Origin of the sequence: Phenylobacterium sp. (assembly GCF_036677185.1) — a bacterium.
GTDB lineage: Bacteria > Pseudomonadota > Alphaproteobacteria > Caulobacterales > Caulobacteraceae > Phenylobacterium.
Genome location: NZ_JAKFEN010000033.1, coordinates 1 through 20,870 on the forward strand (window position 1 = coordinate 1; position 20,870 = coordinate 20,870).

The 20,870-nt window shown below is 68.2% G+C and carries 22 protein-coding genes and 1 riboswitch; of the genes, 12 read left to right on the top strand and 10 right to left on the bottom strand.

Annotated features, from left to right (window positions below):
* The 3 genes from V6M51_RS18770 to V6M51_RS18780 form a co-directional block, all read left to right on the top strand.
* Nucleotides 1–386 (top strand): OmpA family protein (locus V6M51_RS18770; RefSeq protein ID WP_332769621.1); only part of this gene is annotated, 386 nt, incomplete at its 5' end.
* Nucleotides 387–449: 63 nt separating this feature from the next.
* Complete coding sequence (locus V6M51_RS18775) at nucleotides 450–584, top strand: arginase family protein (protein WP_332769623.1); 135 nt, start codon at nucleotides 450–452, stop codon at nucleotides 582–584.
* Nucleotides 581–1,018: a hypothetical protein gene (locus V6M51_RS18780; protein WP_332769625.1), complete on the top strand. Its 438-nt coding sequence runs from the start codon at nucleotides 581–583 to the stop codon at nucleotides 1,016–1,018. The genes V6M51_RS18775 and V6M51_RS18780 overlap by 4 nt, the downstream gene beginning before the upstream one ends.
* A 17-nt stretch (nucleotides 1,019–1,035) precedes the next feature.
* Here the strand turns inward: V6M51_RS18780 and V6M51_RS18785 are convergent, their stop codons facing one another.
* Both V6M51_RS18785 and V6M51_RS18790 read right to left on the bottom strand, forming a co-directional pair.
* Entirely contained in the window at nucleotides 1,036–1,770 is a 735-nt protein-coding gene (locus V6M51_RS18785) for a class I SAM-dependent DNA methyltransferase (RefSeq protein ID WP_332769627.1), read from the bottom strand.
* 21 nt (nucleotides 1,771–1,791) lie between these two features.
* Complete coding sequence (locus V6M51_RS18790) at nucleotides 1,792–3,609, bottom strand: flavin-containing monooxygenase (RefSeq protein WP_332769629.1); 1,818 nt, start codon at nucleotides 3,607–3,609, stop codon at nucleotides 1,792–1,794.
* 156 nt (nucleotides 3,610–3,765) lie between these two features.
* On the opposite strand from V6M51_RS18790, the gene V6M51_RS18795 reads away from it, so the two are divergent.
* The 5 genes from V6M51_RS18795 to V6M51_RS18815 all read left to right on the top strand — a co-directional run bounded on the left by V6M51_RS18795 (nucleotide 3,766) and on the right by V6M51_RS18815 (nucleotide 7,008).
* Nucleotides 3,766–4,599, top strand: a complete 834-nt coding sequence (locus V6M51_RS18795) for an alpha/beta fold hydrolase (RefSeq protein ID WP_332769631.1) — start codon at nucleotides 3,766–3,768, stop codon at nucleotides 4,597–4,599.
* 55 nt (nucleotides 4,600–4,654) lie between these two features.
* On the top strand, nucleotides 4,655–5,281 hold the full coding sequence (locus V6M51_RS18800) for an NUDIX hydrolase (RefSeq protein ID WP_332769633.1): 627 nt from the start codon (nucleotides 4,655–4,657) through the stop codon (nucleotides 5,279–5,281).
* 48 nt (nucleotides 5,282–5,329) lie between these two features.
* Nucleotides 5,330–5,800: a thioredoxin TrxC gene (gene trxC, locus V6M51_RS18805; RefSeq protein ID WP_332769635.1), complete on the top strand. Its 471-nt coding sequence runs from the start codon at nucleotides 5,330–5,332 to the stop codon at nucleotides 5,798–5,800.
* Between the two features lie 7 nt (nucleotides 5,801–5,807).
* A complete protein-coding gene (locus tag V6M51_RS18810; protein WP_332769637.1) occupies nucleotides 5,808–6,560 on the top strand; it encodes a carbon-nitrogen hydrolase family protein in 753 nt (250 codons plus the stop codon).
* A 118-nt stretch (nucleotides 6,561–6,678) separates the two neighbouring features.
* Nucleotides 6,679–7,008 carry a hypothetical protein gene (locus V6M51_RS18815; protein ID WP_332769639.1) on the top strand — a complete coding sequence of 110 codons (330 nt, stop codon included), beginning with the start codon at nucleotides 6,679–6,681 and terminating at the stop codon, nucleotides 7,006–7,008.
* A gap of 15 nt (nucleotides 7,009–7,023) precedes the next feature.
* Here the strand turns inward: V6M51_RS18815 and V6M51_RS18820 are convergent, their stop codons facing one another.
* Together V6M51_RS18820 and V6M51_RS18825 are read right to left on the bottom strand one after the other, a co-directional pair.
* A complete protein-coding gene (locus V6M51_RS18820) occupies nucleotides 7,024–7,701 on the bottom strand; it encodes a nitroreductase (protein ID WP_254834781.1) in 678 nt (225 codons plus the stop codon).
* 123 nt (nucleotides 7,702–7,824) lie between these two features.
* Entirely contained in the window at nucleotides 7,825–8,388 is a 564-nt protein-coding gene (locus tag V6M51_RS18825) for a TMEM165/GDT1 family protein (RefSeq protein WP_332769643.1), read from the bottom strand.
* 17 nt (nucleotides 8,389–8,405) lie between these two features.
* Nucleotides 8,406–8,590: riboswitch (yybP-ykoY riboswitch) on the bottom strand.
* Nucleotides 8,591–8,901: 311 nt separating this feature from the next.
* On the opposite strand from V6M51_RS18825, the gene V6M51_RS18830 reads away from it, so the two are divergent.
* Together V6M51_RS18830 and V6M51_RS18835 are read left to right on the top strand one after the other, a co-directional pair.
* The gene (locus tag V6M51_RS18830) at nucleotides 8,902–10,764 is read left to right on the top strand and encodes a ribonucleoside-diphosphate reductase subunit alpha (RefSeq protein WP_332769645.1); all 1,863 of its coding nucleotides are present in this window, start codon (nucleotides 8,902–8,904) and stop codon (nucleotides 10,762–10,764) included.
* Nucleotides 10,765–11,056: 292 nt separating this feature from the next.
* Complete coding sequence (locus V6M51_RS18835) at nucleotides 11,057–11,860, top strand: lipid A-modifier LpxR family protein (RefSeq protein ID WP_332769647.1); 804 nt, start codon at nucleotides 11,057–11,059, stop codon at nucleotides 11,858–11,860.
* A 141-nt stretch (nucleotides 11,861–12,001) separates the two neighbouring features.
* On the opposite strand, the gene V6M51_RS18840 is transcribed toward V6M51_RS18835, so the two are convergent.
* Nucleotides 12,002–12,640 (bottom strand): glutathione S-transferase family protein, encoded by a 639-nt coding sequence (locus tag V6M51_RS18840; protein ID WP_332769649.1) that lies wholly within the window; start codon nucleotides 12,638–12,640, stop codon nucleotides 12,002–12,004.
* A 134-nt stretch (nucleotides 12,641–12,774) separates the two neighbouring features.
* Here V6M51_RS18840 and V6M51_RS18845 point away from each other — a divergent pair, with 134 nt between their 5' ends.
* Nucleotides 12,775–13,812 carry a ribonucleotide-diphosphate reductase subunit beta gene (locus V6M51_RS18845; RefSeq protein WP_332769651.1) on the top strand — a complete coding sequence of 346 codons (1,038 nt, stop codon included), beginning with the start codon at nucleotides 12,775–12,777 and terminating at the stop codon, nucleotides 13,810–13,812.
* Nucleotides 13,813–13,823: 11 nt separating this feature from the next.
* Nucleotides 13,824–14,618 (top strand): enoyl-CoA hydratase/isomerase family protein, encoded by a 795-nt coding sequence (locus tag V6M51_RS18850; RefSeq protein ID WP_332769652.1) that lies wholly within the window; start codon nucleotides 13,824–13,826, stop codon nucleotides 14,616–14,618.
* On the opposite strand, the gene V6M51_RS18855 is transcribed toward V6M51_RS18850, so the two are convergent.
* The 5 genes from V6M51_RS18855 to V6M51_RS18875 form a co-directional block, all read right to left on the bottom strand.
* Nucleotides 14,605–15,411 carry a hypothetical protein gene (locus V6M51_RS18855; RefSeq protein ID WP_332769654.1) on the bottom strand — a complete coding sequence of 269 codons (807 nt, stop codon included), beginning with the start codon at nucleotides 15,409–15,411 and terminating at the stop codon, nucleotides 14,605–14,607. The genes V6M51_RS18850 and V6M51_RS18855 overlap by 14 nt on opposite strands.
* 107 nt (nucleotides 15,412–15,518) lie before the next feature.
* Nucleotides 15,519–16,166, bottom strand: coding sequence for a PEPxxWA-CTERM sorting domain-containing protein (locus V6M51_RS18860; RefSeq protein WP_332769656.1), 648 nt, complete (start codon nucleotides 16,164–16,166; stop codon nucleotides 15,519–15,521).
* Between the two features lie 363 nt (nucleotides 16,167–16,529).
* Entirely contained in the window at nucleotides 16,530–17,129 is a 600-nt protein-coding gene (locus tag V6M51_RS18865) for a class I SAM-dependent methyltransferase (RefSeq protein ID WP_332769658.1), read from the bottom strand.
* A 150-nt stretch (nucleotides 17,130–17,279) separates the two neighbouring features.
* The gene (locus tag V6M51_RS18870) at nucleotides 17,280–17,591 is read right to left on the bottom strand and encodes a hypothetical protein (protein WP_332769660.1); all 312 of its coding nucleotides are present in this window, start codon (nucleotides 17,589–17,591) and stop codon (nucleotides 17,280–17,282) included.
* 420 nt (nucleotides 17,592–18,011) lie between these two features.
* Nucleotides 18,012–20,459, bottom strand: coding sequence for a zinc-dependent metalloprotease (locus tag V6M51_RS18875; protein WP_332769662.1), 2,448 nt, complete (start codon nucleotides 20,457–20,459; stop codon nucleotides 18,012–18,014).
* Nucleotides 20,460–20,870 lie beyond the last annotated feature (411 nt).

Consider the following 20,870-nt stretch of genomic DNA (forward strand, 5'->3'; position numbering starts at 1 on the left):
CCCCGCCGCCTCCCCCGCCGCCGCCTCCCCCGCCGCCTCCGCCGGCGTATGAGGCCAAGCAGTTCATCGTCTACTTCCCGTTCGATCAGTACGTCCTGACGCCGGAAGCCCAGACGGTGGTCCAGGAAGCCGCGAGCTACGCCTCGGCCGGTAACGCCACCCGCGTCATCGTGGTCGGCCACACCGACTCCTCGGGCTCGGACGCCTACAACGCCCGCCTGTCGGAACGCCGCGCCAAGGCCGTCGCCGACGCGCTGGTTGGTCTGGGCCTCGGCCAAGACAAGCTGCAAGTCGATTGGAAGGGTGAGACCCAACTCGCCGTTCCGACCGGCGACGGCGTCAAGGAACCGCTGAACCGCCGTTCGACGATCGACATCAACTTCTAAGATCTCGATCCAAGACGACGAAACGACAGGGAGCCCGGCCGCAAGGTCGGGCTCTTCTGCTTTGTGAGGGCGCCTTTCGCGGGGGCCGACATCGTCGAGTACAATCCCCGCTGCGACATCTCCGACCTGACCGCGGTAGTGGCGGCCAAGCTGTTGAAGGAGATCGCCGGAATGATGGCCAGGACGAACGGCGGATGATCCGAAGCCTGCCAGGCGTGCTGCTCCTCTGCCTCGTGGCGCCGCCCGCCTGGGGTCAGGCCTATGTGGGCCACCCGTGCCCCGCCGACGCCCCGCCCGCCTTCGTGGACCAGCTCCAGCCGCTCTGGTATCGCCGCTTCTGGACCGGGGAGTGCAGGGACCTCCCCCTGCGCTGCCGCGGCGGGCGGCCCTATTGGAACGACGTCGTCCGCACCCTGACGGACCGTACCCCCGCGGCGCAGCGCCCGCAGATCGCCGCCCGCGCCTGCGCCCTGGGCCGCCGCATCGGCTTCGAATGGACCCTCCCCAGCGCCAGGCGCCGCATCGACACCCGCGAGTTGCGGGCGCTCCACGCCATGCTGGAACAGGCCCCCGACGTCGCGACGGGGCTGAGCGCGGTCGAGGCCCGCGTACGGACGACGACCGACCCCTGAGCCAGACGGTGGGGCCGTCAGGCGGAGCGAGCGATGGTGATGATCTCCGGACTGGCGTCGGTGAACGGGCTGCGGTCCCAGTCGCCGAATTGGGCCTCGACCGCCAGGCCGGCCTCGGCGAGGGCGGCGTCGAGTTCCGCCTTGCCCAGGAACCGCAAGGTGCTGTGGCTGACCCGTGGCCGGTCCCAGGCCTCGCTCCGGAAGGTGTGGGTGAACGACACCACCCGGCCGTCGAAGGGCGCGGTCACTTGCCGCGACATCCTCACCTTGGCCCCGTCCGGACCATCCGCGGCGGGACGTTCCTCACTGTCCCAGGCCTCCCATGCCCGGACCAGCGGATTGCGGGTTTCAAAGGCGAAGCGGCCGTGATCGCTCAGGGCCGCTCGGATGGCGGCCAGGGCGCTCCGCAGCTCCTCGTCCTCGACGAACACCTGGAAGGCGTGGCCGGTCATGACGACGAGGTCGAACTCGGCGGCCCAGGCGGCCGATGAGAGGTCGCCCAGGACCCATTCGATGTCGGTTCGCCGCCGCGCCTGGGCCAGCATTCCCGGCGCGGGATCGAGTCCGCAAAGCCGCCCGCGGTGGCCGGCCTTGCGGGCGTCGTGCAGCATGGCGCCCGTGCCGCAGCCGACGTCGAGCACGGAGCCGGCCGCCATGACCATCGGCATGTAGAAGTCGACGTCGTCCCGCCCCGGGTTCATCCCGTCATAGAGGGCGGCGAGTTCGGCGTCGGCGAAGATCAGGTCGGCCATCGGCCAAGCCTGTCAGACTCGCTAGCGCAGCTCCAGCCCCGTCAGGTTCCCCGCCGCGCGCCAGTCGCGGACCAGGGCGAAGAAGGCGTCCGAGCCCGGGCCGTAGAGGTTGTCGAACAGGCCCTCCCCTTTGCCGGCCTTGCCCTCGCCGTTGTAGTAGCCGGGCGTGCAGTCCTGGCGGAATTGGATGTTGTTGAGCGCCATCTTGACGATGGTCTCGCACCACTCGGCCTCCGCCTCCGCGCTTGGCTCCACGGCCTGGGCCTGGCGCAGGTTGGCCTGGCGGACCACCTCGGCCACATGGCTCGCCTGCTCCTCCAGCATGTGCGGGAAGTTCGGGGTGAGCGTGTTCTGGGTGATCCCCAGGTGGAAGCAGTTGGGGAAGCCGTGGCTGTAGAAGCCATGCAGGGTTTTCATCCCCTTGGCCCAGTGGTCGCTCAACTTGGCGCCGCCGGTTCCGTAGACTTCGAACCCGGCGCGGCGGGTATAGGCGGTGCCCACCTCGAAGCCGGTGGCGAAGATGATGCAGTCGACCGGATACTCCGCCCCGTCGAACACCAGGCCGGTCTCGGTGACCCGGTCGACGCCGCGGCCCAGGGTGTCCACCAGGGTGACGTTGGGCCGGTTGAAGGTCGGCAGGTAGTCGTCGTTGAAGGTCGGCCGCTTGCAGAACTGCCGGTACCAGGGCTTCAGCTTCTCGGCGGTGTCCGGGTCCTTGACCAGGGCGTCCACCCGGGCGCGGACCTGGTTCATCTTGCGGAAGTCGCTGAGCTCCATCATGGCGCCCAGCTCCTGCGGGTCGAGGCCGCCGGCCGCCGCCCGCGCCGCGACGCCGGCCCCCAGGTTGCGGATGATGTCGGTCCAGCCGTCGGAGACCAGGTCCTCGTCCTGGTGGCCGCCGGCGACCAGGGTGTTGAAGTTCTCCATCCGGCGCTTCTGCCAGCCCGGCGTCAGCGACGCGGCCCAGGCTGGGTCGGTGGGCCTGTTGCCGCGCAGGTCGACGGACGAGGGGGTGCGCTGGAAAACGTAGAGCTGCCTGGCGTGGGCGCCCAGGTGCGGCACGCACTGGATCGCCGTCGCCCCGGTGCCGATGATCGCCACCCGCTTGTCGGCCAGCTTGGTGAGGTCGCCTTCCGACGAGCCGCCCGTATAGGCGTAGTCCCAGCGGCTGGTGTGGAACGAATGCCCCTTGAAGGTCTCGATGCCCGGGATGCCCGGGAGTTTCGGTCGGTTCAGCGGGCCTGAGGAGGTCACGACGAAGCGGGCCTTCATGGCGTCGCCGCGGTTGGTGGTCACCAGCCAGCGCGCCTCATCCTCCAGCCAGCGCAGTTCCTCGATCTCGGTCTGGAAACAGGCCAGGTCGTAGAGGCCGAAGTGCTCGCCGATCCGCCGCGCATGGGCGCGGATCTCGTTTGCGAAGCTGTACTTCTCCTTGGGGAGGTAGCCGGTCTCCTCCAGCAGCGGCAGGTAGATATAGCTCTCGATGTCGCACTGGGCGCCGGGATAGCGATTCCAGTACCAGGTGCCCCCGAAGTCGCCGCCCTTCTCGATGATGCGGATGTCCTTCACCCCGGCCTCGCGCAGCCGCGCCGCGGCCAGCAGGCCGCCGAAGCCGCCGCCGATGATCGCCACGTCGACGCTGTCGGTCAGGGCCGCGCGGGTGAAGCCCGGCGCCACATAGGGGTCGTCCACATAGTGCCGGAAGTCCTGGGCCACCTCGACATACTGGGCGTTGGCGTCTGGCCGCAGGCGCCGGTCGCGCTCCTGGCGATAGCGTTCGCGCAGGGCGTCCGGGTCGAAGTCCAGGTCGCTCACGGGGTCCAGGGTCTCGAGGCTCATCGGGGCGCTCCAGGGTTTAGCCTGTCGAGCAGACACCCCAGATTGGCCGAATTCAAGATTGACGTAGCGTCGCCCAACTCGCGAAATCGACGAGCCTGGGCCTCGCCGCGGCGGCGGCCCTGCCGCGCCGGCCAATCCAACCCAGGAGGCAAGACCATGAGCAGCAGCACGATCACCACCAAGGACGGCGCCCAGATCTTCTACAAGGACTGGGGCGCGGGTCAGCCGATCGTCTTCCACCACGGCTGGCCGCTGAGCAGCGACGACTGGGACGCCCAGATGCTGTTCTTCCTGTCGCAGGGCTATCGGGTCATCGCCCACGACCGTCGCGGCCACGGCCGCTCGAGCCAGACGGACACCGGCAATGAGATGGACACCTACGCCGCCGATGTCGCCGCCCTGGCCGCCCACCTGAACCTGAAAGACGCCATCCATGTCGGCCACTCGACCGGCGGCGGCGAGGTGGCCCGCTATGTCGCCCAGTACGGCGGCGGCGGCCGCATCGCCAAGGCGGTGCTGATCGGCGCGGTGCCGCCGATCATGCTCAAGACCCCGGCCAATCCGGGCGGCCTGCCGATCGAGGTGTTCGACGGGTTCCGCGCCGCCTTGGCCGCCAACCGCGCCCAGTTCTTCCGCGACGTCCCGGCCGGCCCGTTCTTCGGCTTCAACCGTCCCGGCGCGCAGGTCTCCCAGGGCCTGATCGACAACTGGTGGCGCCAGGGGATGATGGGCGGCGCCAAGGCCCACTACGACTGCATCAAGGCCTTCTCGGAGACCGACTTCACCGAGGACCTGAAGAAGATCGACGTGCCGGTCCTGCTCATGCACGGCGACGACGACCAGATCGTGCCGATCGCCGACTCGGCCCTGCTGGGGATCAAGCTGCTCAAGAAGGGCGAGCTGAAGGTCTATAAGGGCCTGCCGCACGGCATGGCCACGACCCATGCCGACATCATCAACCAGGACCTGCTGGCCTTCTTCAAGGCCTAGGCCCGGCTCACGTCCGGGCTTCCCGACCCGCCGCGCAAGGCGTAGCTCAGAGGCGATGAGCTATCCGTTCTCCACCGCCCTGCGCGAGGCCCTGTCCGCGAGCTGCCTGGCCTTCCCCCGGATCGCCTATGAGGGCCCGGCGCTGAAGCACGCCGCCGTGGCGATCACCCTGGTCGAGGCCGACGACGGCTCGGGCGAGGCGGCCTTCCTGCTGACCCGGCGGGCGGCCGCCATGCGCGCCCATGCGGGCCAGTGGGCGCTGCCGGGCGGCCGTTGCGATCCCGGCGAGACCCTGGAGCAGGCCGCCCTGCGCGAGCTCCAGGAGGAACTGGGCCTGAGCCTGCCGCCGACCGACATCCTGGGGGTGCTCGACGACTACCCGACCCGCTCGGGCTACGCGATCACCCCGGTCGTCGCCTGGCTGGACGACGCCGCCGCCCTGCGCCCGAACCCGCACGAGGTCGCCTCGGTCCACCGCATCCGGCTCGACCATATCCACGCCGACGAGGCGGTGGCGTTCGAGACCATCCCGGAAAGCCCGCGCCCGGTGATCCGCCTGCGCATGGGCGGGCATCACATCCACGCCCCGACGGCGGCCCTGGTCTACCAGTTCCGCGAACTGGTCGCCGGCCGCGTCACCCGCGTCGCCGACCTCGAACAGCCGGTGTTCGCGTGGCGCTAGGAACAGATCGCCATCGGCAGGCGTAATGCCAGGAAGCAGGAGGCCGCAATGTCCGACACCACCGCCGACGCCGCCGCCACGGACATGGTGGTCGTCGCCTGCCCGACCGATGGCTCGCTCAACCGGATCCCGCGCCGCAAGCTGACTCAGGATCCCAGGTGCGGCCGCTGCCACGACCCGCTTTTTCAGGGCAAGCCGGTCGTCCTGACCGCGGCGAATTTCGACCGGCACACGCTGAAGAGCGATCTGCCGGTGGTGATCGACTTCTGGGCGGCCTGGTGCGGTCCCTGCCGGATGATGGGCCCCAACTTCGAGGCCGCCGCGGCGCGGCTGGAGCCCCGCGTCCGCATGGCCAAGCTGGACACCGAAGCCGAGCCCGTCATCGCCGGCCGCTACGGCATCCGTGGCATCCCGTGCATGATCATGATCGCCAAGGGCCGCGAGATCGCACGCCTCTCCGGCGCCATGCCGACCACGGCCATCGTCCAGTGGGTCGAGCAGGCGCTGGCCGGAGCGTAGAGAGCCGTTGCCCAGCCGCCCGGTCAGGATCGCCGCGGCCCAGACCGCCGAATACCGAGAAGACCTCGAGGCCGCGCTGGCCTGCCTGGCCGATGTCGCCGCCCGCGCGGAAGCCGAAGGCGCGGCCCTGCTGTGTTTTCCGGAAGGTTTCCTGCAGGGCTACCTGACCGAGGAAGCGCCTGCGCGCCGACACGCCCTGGACCTCGCCTCGCCCGCCTTCGCCGCGGTGCTGGACCGGTTCCCGAAAACCGGACCCATGCTGGTCGTCGGGCTGATCGAGGTCGAGGACGGTCGGCTGTTCAACACCGCCGTGGTGGTGGATCGCGGCGCCCTCGTCGGCCGCTATCGCAAGACGCACCTGCTGGGGGGCGAGTCGATCTTCGATCCGGGAACCGAGAGCCCCGTCTTCGAGGTCGCCGGCCTGAAGTTCGGGATCAACATCTGCTACGACACCAACTTCCCGCAGGCGGCGCGCAAGGTCGCCGACGGCGGCGCCTCGCTGATCGTCTGCCCCGCCAACAACATGCATCGGCGCGAGACCTCGGAGGCGTTCAAGCACGTCCACAACGCCGCCCGCGGCGACCGCTGCCGCGAGACCGGCCTTTGGCTGGTCTCGTCCGACGTCACCGGCGAGCGCGCCGGGCGGATCTCCTGGGGGCCGACGGCGGTGCTGAACCCGGCGGGCGAGGTGGCGGCGCAGTTGCCCTTGGAGGCGGCGGGGCTGCTGGTGTTCGATGTGCCGTGCAGGCCGCGAACGTGAAGGTTCGGGGCGGCAATGACCGACGCGGCTTGGCTGGAGACCGGCGCGCCAGCCCAGGCCCCGGCCCCGGCCCGCGAGCGGGGTGGCTTGCACGCGCTTGACCGGCTAACTCCCTCAGATGGCACGAACCAAGCAAAGCCCTGAATTTGAGATCGAGGTCGACGGGGAGCCTTATGTCTGGCGGCTTCAGCGCCAGCCCCAGTGGTCCAGCGACACCGCGGGATGGCGCGGCATGGCGATCGCCGCGCGTCACAAGGAGGGGCAGCGCGAAGCCGTGCTGGAGTTTCCACCGGGCCCGCAGCCCAAATACGGCGCGCCGCACCTACACGCCTCGCAGATCGCGCCGGAACTCGTGGCGACAGCCATCGCATCCGCCATCGTGGCGGGATGGGAGCCGCTGTCCCGGGGCAAGACGGTCACCATCGTCGTGGATGCGGCCGGCGGCTAACGCGATGGGGCTGGCCTAGTCGCCGAAACCGACGAACACCGTAGCCTCGGCCACCGCCTTGCGTTCGGACACGACCGCGTTCGCCGGGAAGCTTTCATCCGGCCAGCCCAGCGCGATACTTTTCATGATGACCTGATCGTCGGCGATGCCGGCGTGCTCCCGAACCACCGGTGACTGCATGATGCCCTGGCTGTTGATCACCGCTCCCAGCCCCCGAGACCATGCGGCATTGACCAGGGCCGTCGTCACGGCGCCGCAATCGAAGGGCGTGTCGTCGCTGCCGTCCAGCACACGGTCGTAGGTCACGATCACGCAGACGGGCGCGTCGAACTGACGGAAGCCGCGCAGCACCCAGTCCTGGCGCATTTCCTTGTCATCGCGCGCGATCCCCATCGCGGAGAACAATTGCTTGGCGACGCCGACCTGCCTGTCGCGGTGCGGACCCGCAAAGGCCTGCCCTGTGCGGAACTCTCGCGATTGCGGTACGCCCGACACCATTCGCTCGGTATTGCCGGCGCGGATCCGATCCAGCGGTTCGCCCGTGATGATGTAGAAATTCCAGGGCTGGGTGTTCATCGACGACGGAGCCCGCATCGCCAAGCCGATGATTTCCTCAATCAGCGCCCTGGGAACGGGATCGGGCTTGTAGCCGCGGATGCTCCGGCGACCGAGGATAACGTCGTCAAACTGCATGGATGTTCCTTGGAAAATGAGCTCGGTTTCAATCGGTCGAGAATTGTCAGTTTTCGTCCGTGAAGCCAATCTCCGGTTCTGGCGCAAAAGCGACCTCGCCGCGGTCCACGCCAGCGCCTCGACCTACCCCCGGACCAGCACCCAGACCCCGACCGCCGCGAAGCACGCCGCCGCAGCCCAGCGGATGTATCTGAGCGGCAGCCGCCCCGCAGCCGCCTCGCCCAGATAGACCGCCGGGACGTTGGCGATCATCATGCCGAGCGTGGTGCCGGCCGCCACCCACAGAACCTGGTGGAACCTGGCCGCCAGCGCCACGGTGGCCACCTGGGTCTTGTCGCCCATCTCCACCAGGAAGAAGGCGACCAGGGTGGTGAGGAAGATCGAGGCGCCGGCCTTCTCGCGCGGGGCGTCCTTGTCCTCGAACGTGTCGGGGATCAGGGCCCAGGCGGCGAAGGCCAGGAAGGCCCCGCCCAGCAGCCATCTCATCCACGGCCCCTGCAGGAACTGTCCCGCCGCCACCCCCACCAGGGCGGCCAGGGCGTGGTTGGCCAGGGTGGCGATCAGTATGCCCAGGATGATCGGCGCGGGCCGGCGGAACCGGGCCGCCAGCAGCATGGCCAGGAGCTGGGTCTTGTCGCCGATCTCGGCGATGGCCACGAGGCCGGTGGAGACGAGGAAGGCTTCCATCGAGGCGGGTCATCCGGGCGGGGTCGAGGCGAACCAATGGCCTTCCGCGCCGGCGACCCCGCATGGATCGACGCACGAAAGCCAAAAGTCTCGCCAAGCAAATCTGCCGGATGCGCCATGCGGCGGGTCCAAGGACCTTTCGCAAGTTTGTTGACGCACCCCCCGCTGGAGCTACGGGCGGCTACTCCCCAGTGACGGCGTGCTGGATAGGCACGTACCCCGAGAGAAGCAAGTGCGAACAGTTCGCGCCTAGGGCGAGGCCCATTGTCACATGCGCGTGAGGGCGCCGCCGAACCGCCCGTTGAAAAACCAAGGCGCTTCAATCCCCGGCGAAGCGCGTTAACCTTTTGTTAGCGAAAAACACTCGGGGACAACCCCGCGACCCCGTTGACGAGTCATTAGGCTTGATGCCCCATATGATGCGTATCCGGGTGGGGCACCCACTAGATATAGTTCCGGTAGGCGACGACGGGCGGGGGGCTCGAAGCGCCTGATAGTTATGGGTTTTGGGTCATGAGCAGCAGCGAAGCGGCAATTCGGACGGTTTCGGACGCGACCCAGGTCGCCGCCGAGCGATCCGAGCGACCGCAGCTCCAGCTGGTCCGCAAGGTCGAGGTCGACCGCTCGCGCGACGCCCTGCTGACCGATTTCGGCAAGACCACGCTGGAGGACCGCTACCTCTTGGCCGGCGAGAGCTACCAGGACATGTTCGCCCGGGTGGCCACCGCCTATGCCGACGACGCCGACCACGCCCAGCGCGTCTATGACTACATCTCCAACCTCTGGTTCATGCCGGCCACCCCCGTCCTGTCCAATGGCGGCGCTGGCCGCGGCCTGCCGATCTCCTGCTTCCTGAACGCCGTGGGCGATTCGCTGGACGGCATCCAGAGCGTCTGGAACGAGAACGTGGCGCTCGCCTCCAACGGCGGCGGCATCGGCACCTATTGGGGCGGCGTGCGCTCCATCGGCGAAAAGGTGAAGGGCGCGGGCCAGACCAGCGGCATCATCCCCTTCATCCGCGTTATGGATAGCCTGACGCTGGCCATTTCGCAGGGCTCCCTGCGCCGCGGCTCGGCGGCGGTCTATCTCGACATCCATCATCCGGAGATCGAGGAGTTCCTCGAGATCCGCAAGCCGTCGGGCGACTTCAACCGCAAGTCCCTCAACCTGCACCACGGCATCTCGATCAGCGACGAGTTCATGGAAGCGGTCCGCGAGGGCGCCATGTTCGGCCTGCGCTCGCCCAAGACCAAGGAGATCATCCGCGAGGTCGACGCCCGGTCGCTCTGGCAGAAGATCCTCGAGATCCGCCTGCAGACCGGCGAGCCCTACCTGATCTTCTCCGACACCGTGAACCGCGCCATGCCGCAGCATCAGCGCGAGCTCGGCCTTTCGGTGCGCCAGTCCAACCTGTGCTCGGAGATCATGCTCCACACCGGGACCGACCACCTGGGCAAGGAGCGGACCGCCGTCTGCTGCCTCTCCTCGGTCAACGCCGAGAAGTTCATGGAGTGGCGCGACCACCCGACCTTCATCGAGGACGTCATGCGCTTCCTCGACAACGTCCTGCAGGACTTCATCGAGCGCGCGCCGGCCGAGATGGCCAACGCCGTCTACGCCGCTGTCCGCGAGCGTTCGGTGGGCCTGGGCCTGATGGGCTTCCACACCTTCTTGCAAGCGCAAAACGTGCCGTTCGAGAGCGCGCTGGCCAAGTCCTGGAACATGCGGCTGTTCAAGCACCTGCGCCGCCAGTGCGACGCGGCCTCCCGCACCCTGGCCGCCGAGCGCGGCGCCTGCCCGGACGCCGCCGAGCGCGGCGTCATGGAGCGTTTCAGCCACAAGCTGGCCATCGCGCCCACCGCCTCGATCTCGATCATCTGCGGCGGCACCAGCGCCGGCATCGAGCCGATCCCGGCCAATATCTACACCCACAAGACCCTGTCGGGCTCCTTCGCGGTGAAGAACCCCTATTTGGAGCGCCTGCTGGAGCAGACCGGCCACAACACCGCCGAGATCTGGGACTCGATCCTGGAGAACGAGGGCTCGGTGCAGCATCTCGACTGCCTCAGCCAGGACGACAAGGACATCTACAAGACCGCCTTCGAGCTGGACCAGCGCTGGGTGATCGAGCTGGCCGCCGACCGCACGCCCGACATCTGCCAGTCCCAGTCGGTGAACATCTTCCTGCCGGGCGATGTCGATAAGTGGGACCTGCACATGCTGCACTGGCAGGCCTGGGAGCGCGGCTGCAAGTCGCTCTACTACATGCGTTCGAAGTCGGTGCAGCGGGCGGCCCATGCCGGCGGCGAAGGTGCGGCGGTGGTCACCATGTCCGACGAACGCACGGACTACGACGAGTGCCTCGCCTGCCAGTAGAACGTGCTTTTCGCCCGTTAGTAGAACCCATGCACTGCGCGCTAACCGTCGTGCCATAGTCTTCGGGACGAACGTCGCTGCTCTCGGGGGGCACATGCGAAACGTCCCGACCACCGAACGTCGAATTCCAGGCTCAAAGGCCGCGCGGACCCACGGTCTCGCGCGGCCTTTTGCTTTTATTTCAAGACGATATGTCGCGCCGGGAACGGATTTTCCACTTGCGCCCTTCCTAAAGCGTGGAAGGATGTTCCCTGGGTCGTGCGCTCAAGGACGCGATCCTGGGAGGATGCGTATGAGGCTGTTGGCTCAGTTGGCCATCGCCTGTGTTTTCACCGCCGCGGCAGGCGCGGCTGAGGCTGGTCCCAATGGCGTGGCGCCCAAGGCGACAGTCGACAAGCTGATGGGGGCGGCCTTCGCGCCCAAAGCCCCGACCCGCATCGACGATGGCCTGACCCCTCTGTTGAATCGCGACAGCGACGCCGACTGGCGCACCCGCGAGATCGCGGTGGGCAAGGGCGACCGGCTGAGGCTCAAGCTCGGCGAGCCCGCCTTGCTTCCAGGCGCCCCGCTGGATCTCGACCGCCAGCGCTTCGCCGCCGACGCCTATGAGGTCGCCGTGACCCGCGACTGGCCAGGCGTGAAGTTCGAGGCCGGCGCATACGATCTGCGCCTCGCGCCCCATGCCGAGCTCGGTGTCTCCAACGCCGGCGGCCAGGCCGGGGCGGGCGCCATCCTTACCGTCGGCCAGCGTCGGGACAACATGGTCAAGTCCCAGCTCGGCGACCTGGGCGTCCAGGATGGGGCGGCCTTCGGCGACCAGGGCCGCTGGTATCTGTTCGCCGCCGCCAGTGGCCGGGCCGTGGGGCTCAACATGCTGCGCAACGACGGCGAGTGGGACCGGGCTGGCTGGTCCACCGATCCCTCAAGCACCCTGGTCGGCGACGCCCAGGTGGGCGTCGGCTTCCGCAAGGGGATGATGCAGACCTCCTTCGGCGTCATCCACCGCGAGGTGAAGGGCGAGCACCGCATCTGGGGCCAGAGCACCAAGGACGACACCCTGGCGGCCTTCTCCCTGTCGATCCGGCCGCGGCGCTGAGTCCTTTTCCCTCCCCCTTATGGGGAGGGACGGCGGCGAAGCCGCCCGGGTGGGGAAGTCCGGCGACCTCATCAGAGCTTCAGAAAGCCCCACCCTCGGCCCCTGCGGGGTCTGCCCTCCCCATAAAGGGGAGGAAGAGACTCACCCCATCCGTGACGCCCACAGGGCCTTGAGCCGTGGATCTTCGTCGACGCGCTTGACCACCTCGCCCATCTTCGGCGCTTCGCGATAGAACCGCTCGCGCCTGGGCCGGAACCGCGAGACCACCGCCACGTAGAGGTCCAGCACGCCGAGCTCGTCGCCCAGGATGTAGCGGCTGGGCGAGATCTGGCCGTCCATGATCCCCCAACACTCGGCGATCCGCTCCAGGGTCCGCTCGGTGAGCGCCTCATGCCCCGCCGGATCGGGGACCAGCCGTGAGGGATCGTCCTTCACCCAGTAGAGCGAGTAGATGGCGCTGGAGACGAAGCTCATCCAGCGCAGGAACTGCGCCCGCCCCGGCGCGCCGGGGCGGGGCGCCAGGCCCGCGTCCGGATAGGTCTCGGCCAGCCAGGTCAGGATCGCCGCGCTCTCGGTGATCGCCTCGCCGCCCGGCAGCACCAGGGCCGGCACCTGGCGCATGGGGTTGGCGGCCAGCACCTTGTCGCCGCTCTCCGGGCGGTCCTTGTCCCAGGTATAGGCCTCGACCAGCCGATAGGGCTGGCCGATCACCGTCAGCGCCGCCTCCACGGCCACCGCGCCGGAGCCCCGGGCTCCGAACAGGGTCAGTTGCTCAGACATGCTTATCCCAGGCTTGTTCACAACATCTTGGGGAGCTGCGCCAACTCGCCGCTAGATATGGATGTGGATCGAGAGATAGAGTTTGCCCGTTAACGCTACGTCCGTCGATTCCGCTCCCGTTCGAAAGTCCGCCCGTGACCGCCAAATCCACCCTGCCAGGCCTGCTCACGCCGTCGTTCGCATACAAGCCCTTCCGCTATCCGTGGGCCTACGACTTCTGGAAGAAGCAGCAGCAGGTCCATTGGATGCCGGAAGAGGTGCCGCTAGGCGAGGACCTCAAGGATTGGGCCGCGAAGCTCAACGACAAGGAGCGCAACCTCCTCACTCAGATCTTCCGGTTCTTCACCCAGTCGGACGTCGAGGTGAACGACAACTACATGGAGCGCTATTCCCGCGTCTTCAAACCGACCGAAGTGAAGATGATGCTGGCCTCGTTCTCCAACATGGAGACGATCCACATCGCCGCCTACGCTTTGCTTCTTGAAACTATTGGAATGCCGGACTCAGAGTTCACGGCCTTCCTCGAGTTCCAAGAAATGCGAGATAAGCATGATTACATGCAAAAATTCGGAGTAGAGACCAACGCGGATATTGCTCGTACTCTGGCGATGTTCGGCGGGTTCACCGAGGGGCTGCAGCTGTTCGCCAGCTTCGCCATGCTGATGAACTTCCCGCGGCACAACAAGATGAAGGGCATGGGCCAGATCGTCTCGTGGTCGGTGCGCGACGAGAGCCTGCACTGCGAGGGGATCATCAAGCTCTACCACGCCTTCAACGCCGAGACCGGCTGCGTGACCAAGTCCGTGGCCGACGACATCGTCGACTGCTGCAAGACCGTGGTGGGCCTGGAGGACAAGTTCATCGACCTGGCCTTCAGCGCCGGCGAGGTCCAGGGCATGACCCCCGACGACATCAAGAACTACATCCGCTTCATCGCCGACTGGCGCCTGCGCCAGCTGGGCCTGCCGGAGGTCTACGGCGCCAAGACCAACCCGCTGCCCTGGCTGCAGTCGATGCTCTCGGGCGTCGAGCACGCCAACTTCTTCGAAGCCCGCTCGACCGAGTATTCCAAGGCCGCCACCAAGGGCAAATGGGACGGCGACGGCGGGGTTTGGGCGGAGTTCGACAAGACGCTCGCCAAGCGCGGCGACAACATCCTGCCCGCTGAATAGGGCGCCGCGCCATGACCAAGCTCGTAGAGGTTTCCGACGCCGGCCACGTGCGGACCATCCGCCTCAACCGGCCGGAGAAGAAGAACGCGCTCAGCCTGCAGCTCGCCTGGGCGGTGATCGCCGCGGTGGACGAGGCGGCCCAGGACGACGAGGTCTGGGTGGTGGCGCTCACCGGCTCGGGCGACGCCTTCTGCGCCGGCCTCGACCTGGCCGGCTCCGAGCCCCATTCCCCCTATCCGCCCATGACCGCCCAGCTGGACGATATCGGCTGGGTCGGCCAGTTCCTGCTGGCCATCCGCAAGCGCTGCGACAAGCCGGTGGTCGGCGGGATCAACGGCGTGGCGGTGGGCGCGGGCCTGGGACTGGCCATGGCCACCGACGTCCGCCTCATCGCCCACAGCGCCCGGCTGATGGCCGGCTACACCCGCATCGGCGGCTCGCCCGACGCCGGCCTGACCATAACCTTGCCCCAGGCGATGGGTTATGAGCGGGCGATGAGATTCATGATGGAAAACCGGACCTTGACCGGCGAGGAGGCCGTCGAGTGGGGCATGGCCGGGGAGGCGGTGGCCGACGCCGACTTCGCCGCTCGGCTGGCCGAATATTGCGCCAAGCTCTGCGAGTGGTCGCCCATCACCCTGCGCCTGCTGAAGCGCGGCATGGTCAAGTCCTACGAGTCCCACGACATGGAGCAGCAACTCCGCTACGAGGTCGCCAATATCGGCCGCGCCTTCCGCAGCGAGGACGGCCAGGAGGCCCGCCGCGCCTTCCTGGAGAAGCGCAAGCCGGTGTTCACGGGGCGCTAGAGGCCACCACCAGCCGCAAGGCCCCGGTCTCGGCGACCCGCACCGCCTGCATGGCGCTCGGCCGGGCGATCACCGGGCCATAACCGGCCTGAGCCACGAACCGCCGGGCGTCCTCGAGGTCGGCGGCCGTCATCCGCGCGGTGAGCGCGGCCAGCGTCCGCTCCGCCTGGGCGCGCACGGCCGCATCGGCCCCGTCGTTCGAGGCCGCCAGCGCCGTCCAGACATAGGCGTCGATCGGGTCCTTCCGCGCCAGCCGCCCCTGCGCATAGACCTCGCCCAGGGCCAGCTGCGCCGCCCCGTCCCCATCGATGGCCTGATCGTGCAGCCGGTTGACCTCGACCTGGGCCGGGGTGAGCGCGGCCACCACCCAGGGCAGGCCCGGCGCGGCCCCGCCGCCGCCCCGTCCGCCCGAATGGGGATCGAGATGCAGATGCGGACCCTGGGTCCCGTGCCGCCCCTCGGGGAAGATGGTGGCGAACGGCGCGCCGGCCCTTCGCAGCTTGGCCGCCGCGCGGAACGGGCTCATCCCGTCGACCACCACGTCATAGGCGCCCGGCGCCCCCGGCCGCCCCATGGAGTGGCGCGACAGCCGCCCAGCCGGCACGGTCAGGGCGCCCTGGGCCCGCAGCTCGTTCTCGCGCTCAGGGGTGCGATAGCCGCCGGTCACCCGCCAGGTCCCCGATCCGAACACGGAGTCCATGGTGGCGCGGAACCGCGCATGCGGGTCCTCGCCGGCCCAGGCGCCGGACGCCGAGGCCGCCAATGCGATGCTCAAGACCAGCGCGATCCTCACGCCCCGTCTCCCGAACAGCCGTAGAGGCGTCGAGCCTATGCCCGGGGGAAACGCAGGGAAAGCCGATACAACCGGCGCGCGGCGCCGCGCGCGCTCAGGCCTCTGCTCTAGGCGTGCGCGTAGGCTGCCGGCCAGGCTGTCTGGCGCCGGCGGCGGACCGCGGCGCCCATCAGGCCGAAGCCCACGATCATCATCGCCCAGGTGGCGGGCTCAGGCACCGCCGTGGCCACGGCGATATTGTCGAGCTCGAAGGAATTGCCGGTCGAATAGAAGATGACCTTGGTCACCCGGTCGGACCCGAAATTGTAGGTCATCCGCCGTCCGATGGTCTGGTCGCCGTTGAACGCGCCACCCGCCAGGGCCGCGCCGGTGAGCGTCTCGTCGAAGCCGTTCAGCCCGATGAAGCGGATGGCGTTATAGGCGTCGGGCGAGCCGATATAGACGCTGACCGCGCTGATCAGCGGCGTGTCCAGGGTGGCCGCGCCCCCCGCCCGGATGGCCAGGTAGTTGGTCGTCGTGCCGGGCGGCGGGGCCGCCACGCCGGGGAACAGGCCCAGCGACCCGTCGAAGGTTCCGGCCGCGCCGCTGAGCGTCAGGGTGTAGCCGGGGGCCACATAGCCGTCGAAGTCGTAGATCACGAACTGGTCCGCCGGCGGCGGCGTATCCACCGGCGAGGCGATCACCGTCAGGGCGTGGGCCGGCGCGGCCAGGGAAACGGTGGCCGCGGCGGCCATGGCGGCGATGCTGAACTTCATTCTTGGACCTGTAACGAAAACGCCCGCTAGCCGAGCCTGCTCGACCGATCCGAGGCTTTTAGAGCATCTGGCGGGCGCCTGACGGTAATTCCCTCACGAGTTGATCGTTCCAACTTCAATACGGGCTCGCGGAAGAACAGACCTTAATTGTTCATAACCAGCAAACTGGACCGGAACGACTGACCCGCGGCGGGGTTTGAGCTTCGCAGTTGGTCGCCCCTATCCGTTGGGCGGTCACCGGGCGCGCGGTCTGGAGGGATCCCGCCCAAGGTCTGAAGCGTCGGCCCCTCGGCAGAGACGTTCGACCGAGCCGGCTCGGGACGCGCCGCGTGGCGCGACCGGGCCGGCATTCGGCGCCGCGCCCTACCGCGTCGCGATCATGTGCAGCCACAGCCGCGGCTCGCGGTCATAGCCGCCGCCCGGCCCGCTGCGCACCTCCAGCTCGCCCCACGGCCCGGCCGCCTCATAGGCCGCGCGCAAGGCCGGCTCGGTGGGGAAGTTGAAGAACCGCCCCAGCGCGTCGCGCCCGTCGCCGTCGCCGGCCTTGTAGCCCGCATAGAAGGTCCCGCCCGGCTTCAGCGCGCGGCGCACCCGCGCCAGAATCGCCGCCAGCCCCGCCAGCGGCACGTGCAGCAGGCTGGCATTGGCCCAGACCGCGTCATAGGCGTCCTGCGCCTCCAGCTCCTCGAACAGCATCACCCGCACCGGCCGCCCGATCCGCCGCTCGGCCTGCGCCGCCAGCCCCGGCGACCCGTCGGTGGCGTCGACCTCGAACCCCTCCGCCAGCATGGCCGCCGCGTCCTGCCCGCCGCCGCAGCCCAGCTCCAGGATCCGCCCGCCGGGCGCCACCCGCGCCAGGAAGTCGAACAAGGCCCGCGACACCGTCGTCCGCCGGTTGGCATAGGCCACGGCCTCGCGGTCGTAGAAGGCCAGGGTGTCAGGGTCGTGGAATGGGTTGGTCATGGGCCCCCGCGCGGACCAGGTTTCGCCGGAGGGGCGGCGCGGTCAAGCGTCACGCAATGCCCCACACACCCCCGCTCGTCATCCCGGTTTCGGCGCAGCCGAAGACCGGGACCCATACGCACCTGATCGCGACGAGCGCGCGCGGCGCCGCTAGAGCTTCTCGTCGATCGTTGCGGTCTGGTATGCGCCGACGCTCGCCTTGCCTGTCTCGGGGTCGATCATCACCGCATAGCCTGGGCCGCCTGCCGGCTGGGGTCGCGGGATGACGACCCAGACCGTGCCGTCGTTGGTCGCCTCGTATCGTGGGTTGGGGCCGACCGGCACGTCCTTCAGCATTCGCTTGGCGATCTCGATGGCCTCGGCTTCGGATCGAACGGGATGGGAGGGGTGCCGGTCGAGCGCCGTGCAGCCGGCGACGCCGGCCGCCGCGAGCAGAAGCGCCAGCTGCGCTATCCGGATCATGCGCTCATCCATTCGGATTTCGGGGACACTATACTTAATTGCGGTCATCTCAATCTCGCCCGTCGCGGGAGTCCGAAGCGTCGAGCGGGGTTGGTCATGGGGTCCCCGCGCGGCGCAGGGTTCGCCTGAGGGACGGTGCGGTCAAGCGTCACGGAATGTCCCCACACCACCCCCCGATCGTCATCCCGGTTTCGGCGCAGCCGAAGACCAGGACCCATACGCGCCTGAGGGATGCAGCCAATGGCGCTGCGTCAGCGGCCGAGCGGCGGCGTCTGGCTTGGCGGCCTCAAAGGCGGAGGGGAGCGAATTTAGTATAGTGTCCCCGAAATTCCAGTGTCCCCGAAATTCCCGGCGCGACGGGGCCCTATTTCCGAGCCCTGGCCCAGCGGCGGGCGATAGGGAAATAGGTGTCGTGTCCCCTCATTCCCCCATCCAGTCCGAGTCGGGGCTGCCGATGGGCATTCCGGGCGGGATAGCGGGGGCGACCTGCCGCTTGGCGAATTCGCGAGCAAGCATGTCCTCGTCGGTCAGCAGCCTGGCGACGCTCCGGCTCCAGGCGCCGTCCTCGCCAGCGCCACCCTTGGCGAGACGGGCCGCGATGGTCCGCAGCCGGTCATTGACGATCGCCACGACATCCGGCGAGCTTTCCGGATCGCGGGCGACGCGCGCCATCGTGATCAGGGTGCGATAGGCGACGCGGCGTGCGACCGCGTCCCCGCGTTGATCGACGGTCGCGGCCGTGAGGCGATCCAGCAGCATGTCCAGCCCCGGCAGCGAGGGATCGCGGCGATGCTGCTCGTACACGCGGATCAGGCGCGTCGTATCGAGCAGCGCATCCAGCGTGATCTGCGCGGCGACGTCGGCGGCGACCAGCGGATCGAAGGCGGTGTAGGCGGCGGTCTTGAGCACTTCCTGGCTGAACTGCGCGTTGCGCGGGCCGGTGGCGGCCGAGGAGAGCGGCATGACCAGCCGGTCGGGGACGCTCAGCTCCTTGGCGGAGAGCGTCTCCAGCAGCGCATCGAGCGCCGCGGCCTGCATCGCGGCGGGCGCGGGCTTGGCGAAATCGCGGCCGTCGCCGACGACGAGATAGTCATAGTCGATCCCGCCGATCGCCTTGGCGGCCGAAAAGACGCTGTAGCGATGGAGCAGCCAGACCGGCACGAAGACGCGCTGGAGGTTCGCCATCGGCTCGCCCGCATGCAGCACGCCGGGGCCGAAATTGGTGAGCGCGACACGGCGAACCGCCATGATCTGCTTGAGCGACGCGGTGGGATCGGGGCCATCGTCCCACATGCTCGAATAGGGGCTGACGCCCTCAGGCCCGCGGCTGCCGTCGATCACATAGCGGACCTTGCCCTGGACCGCCTGCGCCTTGTCCCAGGCCCATTTGTTCGCATCGACGCCGGGAGGCGGCGCCGAATAGAGCCAGTCGACCGTGAAATCGTCCCACGCGCCGCCGCTCTCCTTGTAGGCGTCCGACAGGTCGATCTTGCCGTCCACGAGCTTCACGCGCGGGCCGGGATATTCCATCACCGAGGTGCGATCCTCGGTCGAGCCGATGAAATTGTGCTGGAAGCCGAGCGCATGGCCCACCTCGTGCGCGCCGAGCTGGCGGATGCGCGCGAGGCTCACGCGAACCGGATCGTTGGCGGCGCCCGTATTCTCCTGCGCCGTGCCGACCAGGCCCTGGAACAGGATCATGTCCTGCCGCACCCGAAGCGCGCCGATCACGACATTGCCCTTCACGATCTCGCCGGTCCGCGGATCGACGATGCCGCCGCCATAGGACCAGCCGCGCGTCAGCCGGTTGGTCCAGTTGACCATGTTGTAGCGGACATCGAGCGGATCGGCGCCGGGCGGGAGCATCTTGGCCTCGAAGGCATCGATGTAGCCGGCCTTGTCGAACGCGGCCCTCCAGTAATTGACGCCTTCCATCAGCGCGGTGCGGACGGGTTCGGGGGCGGCGGTGTCGATATAGAAGATGATCGGCTTCTTCACCCTCGAGCGCGTCGCCGCGGGATCGACCTTCTCGAGGCGGAAACGGTTGGCGACGATCTGGGCGACATCCTCCCCCAGCGGTGCGCCGTAATCGTAGTGGAGATTGCCTGACGCGCCCGAGCGCTGATCGTACTTCCGCGGCACGAAGCCGGGGCCGGGCAGGCGGATGAAGCTGTGGTGGACGATGAAGCTCACCTGCCGCGGATCGGGTGCGATATTGCTCACCTCGCGGCCAGGCTGGTCCGACGCGAAGGTCTGCAGCGCATCGACCTCGATATTGTCCGGGAAGGCCTTGAGCGAGGCCGGATCGACGGTGCTGAGCGCATCGACCAGGCGGAAGCCCTTGCCGGCGCCGGCGTTGCTGCCGCCGGTAAGGCCCCCGCCGCCGTTCAGCACATCGGCTATTCCGATCACGTCACGGGTGACGAACGGCGAGATATCGACAACGAGGTCGCCTGCCGCATCGGTGGAGACGACGTCCAGCATCGCGATGACGCTGGTCGGGAAGCTCTCCACCCCGCCCTTCACGACATCGGCGTCGCCGGTCGCACGGAACTCGTGGTTCTCGAAGACGACCACCACCTTCTTGCCGATGCGGCGGAAGGCGAGGATCTGCTGGCTGCGCACCATGCCGCGATCGATCGTGAGATCGGCCGAGCCAAGGCCCTGGCGAACCGAACTGGCATAGAGGAAGCGACCGGCGACGCCCTGGGCGTCCGGAGCCGGCAGGGTGAACAGCACGCGGCCCTCCGCCGGCGCCGTGCGCACGGGCAACAGGGTCGCGGTCTGCGCGACGGCGGGACCTAGCCCAAGACCCAGCCAGGCGGCGGACGCCATCAACGCGCCGATCGCGCTTGCCTTGAGTTTCATGAAGCCTCCAGTTTTCTGCGATCCGTGCCGGCGCAGCTTAGGTCCGACGATGCCTACCGCTTCATCATGTCAATTTGCGGCGCGAAATCGCTGTGTATCGCTCGAAAACAAGCGTCATGACCAATTTCGCAGGATATTCGGTCGTCATTGGACGGTTTTGCGGCATTTAATATCATGGCAAACGGACGCGGGAATTTCGGGGGGGAATTTCGGGGACACTATACTTAATTGCCTACCACCCCCGCTCATCATCCCGGTTTCGGCGCAGGCGAAGACCGGGACCCATACGCGCCGGAAGGATGCAGCCAATGGCGCTGCGTCAGCGGCTGAACAGCGTCGTCTGGCTCGGCGGCGTCAAAGGCGGAGGGGTGAGAAATTAGTATAGTGTCCCCGAAATTCCCGCCGCTCCGC

What these genes read in the sequence shown, in the direction of transcription:
- V6M51_RS18800 (WP_332769633.1), top strand. Translation starts at nt 4,655, where the DNA reads ATGAGCTATCCGTTCTCCACCGCCCTGCGCGAGGCCCTGTCCGCGAGC.
- V6M51_RS18850 (WP_332769652.1), top strand. Translation starts at nt 13,824, where the DNA reads ATGACCAAGCTCGTAGAGGTTTCCGACGCCGGCCACGTGCGGACCATC.
- V6M51_RS18860 (WP_332769656.1), bottom strand. Translation starts at nt 16,166, where the DNA reads ATGAAGTTCAGCATCGCCGCCATGGCCGCCGCGGCCACCGTTTCCCTG.
- V6M51_RS18825 (WP_332769643.1), bottom strand. Translation starts at nt 8,388, where the DNA reads ATGGAAGCCTTCCTCGTCTCCACCGGCCTCGTGGCCATCGCCGAGATC.
- V6M51_RS18865 (WP_332769658.1), bottom strand. Translation starts at nt 17,129, where the DNA reads ATGACCAACCCATTCCACGACCCTGACACCCTGGCCTTCTACGACCGC.
- V6M51_RS18870 (WP_332769660.1), bottom strand. Translation starts at nt 17,591, where the DNA reads ATGATCCGGATAGCGCAGCTGGCGCTTCTGCTCGCGGCGGCCGGCGTC.
- V6M51_RS18875 (WP_332769662.1), bottom strand. Translation starts at nt 20,459, where the DNA reads ATGAAACTCAAGGCAAGCGCGATCGGCGCGTTGATGGCGTCCGCCGCC.
- V6M51_RS18815 (WP_332769639.1), top strand. Translation starts at nt 6,679, where the DNA reads ATGGCACGAACCAAGCAAAGCCCTGAATTTGAGATCGAGGTCGACGGG.
- V6M51_RS18830 (WP_332769645.1), top strand. Translation starts at nt 8,902, where the DNA reads ATGAGCAGCAGCGAAGCGGCAATTCGGACGGTTTCGGACGCGACCCAG.
- V6M51_RS18835 (WP_332769647.1), top strand. Translation starts at nt 11,057, where the DNA reads ATGAGGCTGTTGGCTCAGTTGGCCATCGCCTGTGTTTTCACCGCCGCG.
- V6M51_RS18790 (WP_332769629.1), bottom strand. Translation starts at nt 3,609, where the DNA reads ATGAGCCTCGAGACCCTGGACCCCGTGAGCGACCTGGACTTCGACCCG.
- V6M51_RS18840 (WP_332769649.1), bottom strand. Translation starts at nt 12,640, where the DNA reads ATGTCTGAGCAACTGACCCTGTTCGGAGCCCGGGGCTCCGGCGCGGTG.
- V6M51_RS18820 (WP_254834781.1), bottom strand. Translation starts at nt 7,701, where the DNA reads ATGCAGTTTGACGACGTTATCCTCGGTCGCCGGAGCATCCGCGGCTAC.
- V6M51_RS18795 (WP_332769631.1), top strand. Translation starts at nt 3,766, where the DNA reads ATGAGCAGCAGCACGATCACCACCAAGGACGGCGCCCAGATCTTCTAC.
- trxC (WP_332769635.1), top strand. Translation starts at nt 5,330, where the DNA reads ATGTCCGACACCACCGCCGACGCCGCCGCCACGGACATGGTGGTCGTC.
- V6M51_RS18785 (WP_332769627.1), bottom strand. Translation starts at nt 1,770, where the DNA reads ATGGCCGACCTGATCTTCGCCGACGCCGAACTCGCCGCCCTCTATGAC.
- V6M51_RS18780 (WP_332769625.1), top strand. Translation starts at nt 581, where the DNA reads ATGATCCGAAGCCTGCCAGGCGTGCTGCTCCTCTGCCTCGTGGCGCCG.